The 8,182-nt window shown below is 57.2% G+C and carries 7 protein-coding genes; 5 read left to right on the top strand and 2 right to left on the bottom strand.

The annotated features are described in order from the left end of the window. From ACH2EH_RS23640 to ACH2EH_RS23630, 3 genes are all read left to right on the top strand, one after another. Positions 1 to 744 (top strand): SPOR domain-containing protein (locus ACH2EH_RS23640; protein WP_395145659.1); only part of this gene is annotated, 744 nt, incomplete at its 5' end. Continuing rightward, positions 725 to 1,798, top strand: a complete 1,074-nt coding sequence (locus ACH2EH_RS23635; RefSeq protein ID WP_395145657.1) for a hypothetical protein — start codon at positions 725 to 727, stop codon at positions 1,796 to 1,798. The genes ACH2EH_RS23640 and ACH2EH_RS23635, both read left to right, overlap by 20 nt. Before the next feature lie 3 nt (positions 1,799 to 1,801). Then, positions 1,802 to 2,926, top strand: a complete 1,125-nt coding sequence (locus ACH2EH_RS23630; RefSeq protein WP_395145655.1) for an AAA family ATPase — start codon at positions 1,802 to 1,804, stop codon at positions 2,924 to 2,926. Here ACH2EH_RS23630 and ACH2EH_RS23625 read toward each other — a convergent pair. Next, complete coding sequence (locus tag ACH2EH_RS23625) at positions 2,923 to 3,975, bottom strand: protein-arginine deiminase family protein (protein WP_395145653.1); 1,053 nt, start codon at positions 3,973 to 3,975, stop codon at positions 2,923 to 2,925. The two genes, ACH2EH_RS23630 and ACH2EH_RS23625, sit on opposite strands and share 4 nt — an antisense overlap. A 51-nt stretch (positions 3,976 to 4,026) precedes the next feature. On the opposite strand from ACH2EH_RS23625, the gene ACH2EH_RS23620 reads away from it, so the two are divergent. Together ACH2EH_RS23620 and ACH2EH_RS23615 are read left to right on the top strand one after the other, a co-directional pair. Continuing rightward, positions 4,027 to 4,782, top strand: coding sequence for a sugar phosphate isomerase/epimerase family protein (locus ACH2EH_RS23620; RefSeq protein ID WP_395145651.1), 756 nt, complete (start codon positions 4,027 to 4,029; stop codon positions 4,780 to 4,782). Positions 4,783 to 5,610: 828 nt separating this feature from the next. Then, a complete protein-coding gene (locus ACH2EH_RS23615) occupies positions 5,611 to 6,384 on the top strand; it encodes a helix-turn-helix domain-containing protein (RefSeq protein ID WP_395145649.1) in 774 nt (257 codons plus the stop codon). 16 nt (positions 6,385 to 6,400) lie between these two features. On the opposite strand, the gene topA is transcribed toward ACH2EH_RS23615, so the two are convergent. Beyond that, positions 6,401 to 8,182: type I DNA topoisomerase (topA, locus tag ACH2EH_RS23610; protein WP_395145647.1), on the bottom strand; the 1,782-nt coding region annotated here is incomplete at its 5' end.

Raw genomic sequence — 8,182 nt, 5'->3', positions numbered from 1 at the left:
GACTCGGATAATCCCACACTGAAATGGTCTCTGGCTGCAGTGGGCGTCGTGGTGGTTTGCTTCTGCCTGGGGTATTTTGTCTTTGGTTCCAAGGGGGGTACCCCCGAAAATATTGTCGTGGCGACGCCGACCCCGGCGCCTCCCCCTAGCCTTCCCGTAACCATGGTAGATAACCAAGGGCTTCAGGTTGAGGATATTACGGCGGAGAAGGAAGCGGATCGCAAGCGCAGAGAGGCGGCGGAAAAAGCTCGGCTTGAAGCGAAACTGAAGCAAGAACAGGAACAAGAGCAAGCCAAACTTGTTGAGCCGACACCTGATCCTGACACAACGGCAACGCCCGATCCTGATGCTGTGCCGACACCCGATCCTGACACAACGGCAACTCCAACACCAGATCCCAAGGCGACGGCTACTAGCGACCCTGTGAAACCGGCGGAAGAAGTGAACAAGCCTGAGGGGGATAAACCCAAGCAGGATACGGAAAAGGCTAAGTCAGACGAGGAGAAAACGCCGTCTAAAAGCCTCTACCGCGTACGTGTGGGGGAGGCGAAATCCTCGCGCGAGGATGCTGAGAAGCTAATCGCTGAGCTGCGGGGCCAGGGCTACTCTCCCACCATTATTGCCGATCAGCGCAAGGGGAAGACTGTCTTTCACGTGCAACTGGGGGCCTTTAGCGACGCCGCCGCTGCCGAACGTCGAAAAAAAGAACTGGAGCGTAACGGTCATGATGTTAGCGTTCATTAGCCTGCTGAGCCTTTCTTTGGCACAGGCTCAGCCCCCTGCACCGCAGGTTCTCTCATCCCCGCTGGTGCGCCATACTTTTGCCACAACGGAAGACGGCTGGCTGGGGATGGGAGATATTGCCAAGATAAGCCGTACGTCCCCACCGCAGCCGACGCTGCACTTTGAGTACATGGTCAGCAAGACGAATCTTAATGCGCTCGTGCGGCCACTAGAGGCCGCTGTGCTCAAAGGCGCACAGCGCCTCCACTTTGAGCTCAAGACCGATACGGACACCACCGTAGCTGTGATGCTCCAGGAAAAAGGGGGGGGGCGCTTTACTGCGGTGGCGTCTCTCCCCAAAAATCTCTGGCAAGACATCGACCTGGGGCCGACTGATTTTACACTGGGCAAGGATAAAAACGATCCAGCGGATGCTGATGGGAAGCTCGATATGGATAGAGTCGAGTCCGTTACCCTAGTAGACCTACATGTCTTCTTTCTTCAGGCAGAAGGGCCACTTGCAGCCGCACTCTTTCCTGGGATTGTAGCCGGCCCTCGGGAGCTCTGGCTACGCGAGTTCTCTGCCACGACCGTGCCTCTACCAGCAACCACCCTCGATGGCCTGGCACGACCGCAGATCAGCTGGATGGGTGTCGGAGGGATCACCGTCCAGCGGGCAGCTATCGGAAGTCCACTGACAGGACGTGCACTAGAAGCCACCTACGCGGTTGCACAGGGCAAGATCACCGGGCTCCTGCGTGCACTGCCCCTGGGGGCACTGACGGAAAAGACTAGCCTGAGCGTGAGCATCGCCTCGAAAAAATCAATGACCCTGCTTTTTCAATTAGAAGACGATCAGGGCGGCAAGTTTGATCTGACCGTTGAGGTGCCGGGCCTGCGCGCTGTCCGAAAGCTCTCGTTGCTGCTAAGCGATTTCAAGCCCGCCAACGAGAGTAAGCGCGACAAAATTGATCTGGCGCGGGTCAAACAGGTGCTGATCCTGGATATCAGCGGCCTGTTGGAGAGTGTCGAGCAAAACAACACCCTCTGGCTGGCAAACCTGGAGGCAAAATAACACGTGACCCCTGAGGCAGAACTTCACTACACCCGCGGACGACTTCACTTACGCCGTGGCGAGTCATTGCTCCCCTACGCACAAGCGGCGAAAGAGATGCAGACGGCGCTTGAGAACTTTGACAGAGCAAAACTACTTGAGCCGACAAACCCCGAGATTCACTACTGGATGGCCCACACCTTGCGCCACCTTGAACAACCAGATCAAGCTCTGAGCGCCGCACGTTTTGCACTACAGAAAAATCCTAGGAACGAGGACTACGCCCGGCTCGTGCGGATGCTGGAGGGAGCAGACACCTCGGTTGCTCCTCCGCGCTCCGCTCCCCCGCTCCGCAGCAATGGTGCGGCTGCCCCAGAACCTCCGAAACCCGCTCTGACGTGGGATGATATTGTCCTGCCCGCAAAGACCAAGCGCGAGCTGCGCCAAATGCAGCTTCTCCTCGAAAACCCCGCGCAGGCACGCCGCCTCGGTGTGGACCCGCCCACGGGCCTCTTGCTCTACGGCCCGCCTGGCACAGGAAAGACAACCATTGCCCGCATTCTGGCCGCGCAGGCCAAGTCGAAGTTCTTCGCCACCAGCCCCGCCGAGGTGAACTCCATGTGGGTGGGGGAAGGGGAGAAAGCCGTTGCGAAGCTCTTTAACGAGGCGCGGCAGAGTGCTCCGGCGATTATCTTTCTGGATGAAGTGGATGCGCTGATTCCAAGCCGCGTCGGGGGGATGCACATGCCCTCAGACAAAGTCGTGAACCAGTTTCTTCATGAGATGGATGGCCTGACACCAAATCAAGGACTCTTTGTGGTAGGCGCAACCAACCGCCCCGATATGCTCGATCCCGCCTTGGTGCGCGGTGGGCGGCTCTCACGGCAGATCGAGATCCCGCTTCCGGATGAAGACGCGCGCCGCCAGATTCTGGGGGTTTGTGTCAAACGCGCGATCATTGGAGACGATGTCAACTTAGATCGCCTCGCCGCAGGTGCGGAGGAGTTCTCTGGTGCTGATCTACGGGCACTGGTGAACGAGGCCGGGATGCAGGCTCTGATCCGTCTCGCCGACGAAGGGGGGATAGAAGCCGTCACTATGGCGGACTTTGAGATCGCTCTGGAGAACATGGACAAGACCGAGGACTAGGCACGACGCCTGAGGGCGTTTGTGCCACAGTGGAGCTCTCCCGATGCCGTGTGGTAGGGCTCCCAGATGTCTAGAAAGTGGACGGCCAATCCCAGCTCGGAGAGCTTGCTGGCGAGTTGGTGCCGGAAGGGTGTGAAGCAGGGATCGGGGACAAAGACCTGCGTGCCAACCACCAAGCTGTTGACCGGATTGGGAATCACCGCAAGGCCGTCCTCAAAGAGCGCAGGGAGTGGTAGGATATCGCTGTCCTCTATCCCAAGCTCGGCTCTGAGCTGCTCCCGCGTGACTTTGAGTGCCGCCCGAATACGCAGCTGCTCCGCGTTTTGAGCAAGCGCCTTGAGCTTGCCGACGGTCGTTTCACCGGGCTTGCCCACAAAGATGGGTTGGTCGTCGCTCAGGCCACTCAGGGCCGATGCAGCGCTCTCTGGGCAGGGAAGGAGGACGCGCCAGCCTTTTCTCTCTCCTTTCTCTTTTTTTTCTCCTCTCGCGCCTGCCGGGACAAAGTTAATGACCTCGTCCACGTGGCCAATGGTGAGCCAGCTCACGTCCACGAAGACCGGTGGCCACTGGACTTTTTGTTTCGCGAGAAAGGCAAGCGCCTCTGGGTGAAAGCTTAGCTCTTTTTGCCTGCCCGTCAGAATACGCCCGTGGGGGAACCCTGGCACAGGAGGCGAGACTTCCAAGTTACCGTACCAGTCTATCCAGCGGCGCTTTGGCAGCGCATCCCCAACTCGCACACACTCAATGTGCGGGAGCTTCTCTTGCAAGTAGCGCTCCACCAGCCGATCCAGTGGCCCACAGACAAGCCCTTGGTCGTGCTTGTCACGCAGCCCGAGGAGAGCCACCGGCCTGTCGCCGCGAACACCAAACTCAACCGTGTCCTGCATCCAGATATCCGACGCGTGAGCGGGGTCATTGGCAAGGGCGTGCACAGGGACGGATGCTAGCCGGATCAGCTCCGCCACAAAGGTTTTCGTACGCAACGTCTCGATAACAAAGAGCGCTTCGACCGGATCAAGCGACGAGCAGAGTAGGAAGGGGGTTTCCACACTGAGATTGTACCCGCAGGAAATAAAGGGTCTGGCGGTGAAGAAAAGGGCATGACAAAAATTCCGGTTTGTTTACAGATGTATACCGTTCGCGACGATGCCCAGCGCGATCTGGCGGGGACACTCGCCACGGTGGCACGGCTTGGCTATGCGGGTGTCGAACTGGCAGGGTATTCAGGGAAGACGGCGGAAGAGGTCAAGGCGCTTCTAGATGGCAACGGGCTTCGGGCGATCGGGGCCCATGTTGGAGTGGATATCGTGACCAATAGCCCCGCGCAGGCTATCGCCGATGCCAAGCTCTTTGGCTACGACTATGTGATTGTCCCGTGGATCGGCAAGCCCTACACCGAGTCTCTGGACGGCTACCGTAGGCTGGGGGCGGAGCTCTCGGCAGTTGCGCCGCAGTACGCCGATGCTGGGCTCACGCTCTGCTACCACAACCACGCCTTCGAGTTCGAGCTCTCCGAGGGAGGCAAGACCGGACTGGATGTGCTTTTCGAGGCTGCCCCTGAAGTTCATGCGGAGCTGGATACATTCTGGATAAAAAAAGGCGGTCAGGACATCCCCGAGTATCTGACGCGCTTCTCTGGCCGTGTGCCTTTGGTTCACTTGAAGGACATGGACTCCCAAGGCAACTTCGCGCCCGTTGGGGCAGGGATAATAGACTACCCGGCACTCTTTGCTGCGGCTGAAGTGGCGGGAGCAAAGTTCTACATGGTGGAGCAAGATAGCTGTCAGGCACCACTAACGCCGCTGGAGTCTATCCAAATCAGTATCGAAAACCTCAGAGCCTGGGGCAAGGTCTGAGGCGGAGATGCGCATTGTCGGCTGGGGCGGGCTGTTATTTTGTTGTTTCGGTTTACTGGTAGATCTCACCGCATATAACAATGTCAGCCAGTCCGGAGCGGGCTCCGAGTTGGCTGACTCTCTGCAAGTGCTATTTTGGGGAATGGCGTTGTTTCCCATTGGCGGGATACTCTCGCTGGTTTTGCTAAGAAGAAGTAAAAAGAGGTTTTCGCCAAATAAGCCATGATATACTGGAAAAGTATTGACACACCCTTGACACGGGAACTTTCGGAGCTGAGTGAGTGTCTAGGGTAGTAGATTTTTCTTCCTAAGCCAAGAACTGTGCAGAAATAGTATATGATGATGTCTGATCCCTCATTTTTACCTCGCCGCCGCCAAGATGTTTTAAGTAGAGTAAGACAAAGGCAAGCACTTCGGAAACCGCAATCGAAAGAAGAAATTCTTGAAGAAGAGCGGAAAATATTTGCTGAAGATGATCAATATGTCCCTCATCTCCTTCGTAATTATGCTCAGATGCTTGGAGAAAGCCCGTTGGCACTTATGGCTCAAGGAGAACTCGGAGAGGTGGCTGATTCTACCACTTATTCTGCTCCTCATTTCCAACAGCAAATTCTTCCGCCTGTTCGGCAGCGAGATAGTATTTTAGAACCTCCTATTGTTGTAAATAAAGAGCTGACAGAGTTTGACAGACACCACAATGCGGTTCGGATGTATGTTGTTCAGCAATTTCAAGAAGGTAAGAAATCTCGTGAGATTGCAGAGATGATTGGGCTGACTCCTCATAAACTATCACGATGGTATAACCTGGTTAAGGATCTCCCTACCACGATGCAACTTTGGACTCCATTGTTTAAAGAGGCGGAGGTGGGAGAGTGGGATTCAAGTCCCTCTGAGCCCGAGGAGGAAATTCTTGTCATCGAGCCCGAGGTGCCTCGTCCTGCTCCTCGACTACGGGAGCCAAGCCCCGAGGCAGTCAAAGCCGCCAAAGGCGCTCTACGCCAGGCCGCTAAGAACTCACAGATCGTGCGGGATCAGGAAACGATTCAGCTCTGGATCACGCAGAATCTATCACCTGACGAAGACGCCACTGTTGGAAACCGACTTGCCGCTCTCGCATTTCACCGTGACGATTGGAGCCTCTCGCGGATTGCGCGGGCCCTGGATCTAGATGTCTCGACTGTCAGCCGTTGGATGACCCGTGCGAAACAGGCGGAGCAGGCCGAGGCTGCGCTTCAGAAAGGGATGGATCAGCGCCGCGCGGAGCTGAGGCTAAAGTCTGAGCAAGTAGCAAAAAGCGCGGCACCCGCAGCCCGACGGCAACCGCGTCTCAAAGTCGCTCTGCCTCGTCCGCTTGCCCCACTCTCTGCAATGGCGAAGCGCTCGGTGGGGATACTCAAGGTGGTTTTAGAACAGGCGGAGACAAGCGCACAGGGGATATTGAGCCTACCCGTCGCCAGTGCCATGGAGCGTGAGCGAATCATGGCCATTCTGTCCCTGTTAGATGTCCAGACCGGCCGGCCTGTGACAAATGGCAAAGGCTTCCTGATCCCGATCCCGCCCGAGGAGGCAGCTTTTCTCACCCGCACCCTGGCGCAGAGCTAGCCGAGCCGCCGAGGCTCTAGGCCTCGGCTATTTCTTCTTTAGGAGCTGCCTTGTTATTCTCTGAGTAACCACACTCTTTGCTGGCACATCCGATTCCGGTGAGCCGCCCTTTAAAGACTTTCTCGTGGAGCAGCCCACCGCACTGAGGGCACTGTCGGTCCGTGAGAGGCTTGCCAGGGAGTGCGGTCTTGCAGGCAGGGTACTGGTTGCAGGAGTAGAATATCCCGGTTCGGCTCCGCTTCTCGACAAACTCCCCCTTGCCGCACGCGAAGCACTTAACCCCCGTCGAGACCGCCTCCGCCTTATCTTTGTGGATGTACTTACACTCAGGGTAGCCCGGGCACGCGAGAAACTTACCAAAGCGCCCTGTCTTCTCCACCAGCAGTCGGCTGCAATTAGGGCAGGGAATCTCGGAGACCACGGGCTCGGCAACCGGCACCGGCTCACCATCGAGGCCCTCAGCAGCGACTTTCTCACTGTACTTACAGGTCGGGTAGTTTGAGCAAGAAATGAACTTGCCAAACCGGCTGAACTTCTCCACGAGTGGGCTCGCGCACTCCGGGCAGGGCCGACCAATGTCTTTGGCGAACTTGCCCATGTTCTCGTCGGCTGCTTTTAGCGCCTTCTCAAAGGGTGTGTAGAACTCCTTGAGCAGCGCCACACGGGTCTCCTTGCCCTCCTCAATGGCATCAAGGCGCTCTTCCATGCCCGCGGTGAAGTGGACATCAAGAATTTGCGGGAACGCTTGCACGAGTAAGTCGGTGACCACTAAACCTAGATCGGTGGGCTGGAATTTCTTCTCATTGAGCGCAACATAGCCTCTGTCTTGGATTGTGGAGATAATTGAGGCATAGGTGCTCGGGCGACCGATTCCTTGCTCCTCCATCATCTTGACCAGGGTGGCTTCCGTAAAACGGGGAGGCGGCTCAGTGAAGTGCTGCTTGGGCAGAAGCTTGAGCAGATCCAGTGGCTGGCCCTCATTCAGCGGCGGCAACGGAGGCTTCTCGTCGTCGTCCACCTGCGCCGGGTTGTCTTTGCCCTCGGTGTAGACTCGCAAGAAGCCCTCGAACTTGATGGTGGAGCCCGTGGCGCGGAACGTGTACTTTGCGGCCTCGATATCGGCCTGCACAACATCCATGACGGCGGGCGACATCTGCGAGGCGATAAAGCGCAGCCAGATCAGCCGGTAGAGCTTGTACTGATCGGCGTTGAGGCGTGTCTTGATGCCATCTGGATCACGAGTGATATAGGTGGGACGGATGGCCTCGTGTGCATCTTGAGCCGCGTTTTTCGACTTATAGACATTGAACTTCTCGGGGGCGTAGGGCTTGCCAAACGTGGAGACGATGTACTCCTTGGCCGCTACCTGTGCCTCACCCGCCACACGGGTCGAGTCGGTACGCATGTAGGTGATGAGACCAACAGTGCCCGCCTCGCCGCCTAAATCAATTCCTTCGTAGAGCTGCTGCGCCACGGACATCGTGCGCTTACTAGTGAAGCCTAGCTTGCGCGCGGCCTCTTGCTGGATCGTGGACGTAATAAACGGGGCGTAGGGCCGTCGTTGACGCTCGGATTTCTTGACCTTGGCAACCTGCCACGCGGCTTTCTCGACCGCCTGGAGCACCGTCATGGTCTGCTCCTCGGTCTTGATCTCAAGCTTCTTGCCTTCAAAACCCACAAAGCTGGCATCGAAGGTCTGTTTCTTGCCGGTCTGGGGCGCAAGATTTGCCGTGAGGCTCCAGTACTCCACGGGCACAAACGCGAGAATCTCCCGCTCTCTGTCGCAGATCAGGCGCAC

Source organism: Armatimonas sp. (assembly GCF_043760365.1).
GTDB lineage: Bacteria > Armatimonadota > Armatimonadia > Armatimonadales > Armatimonadaceae > Armatimonas.
Note: the sequence above shows the minus strand (reverse complement) of the source record. Positions and strands in the feature narration are given on the sequence as shown.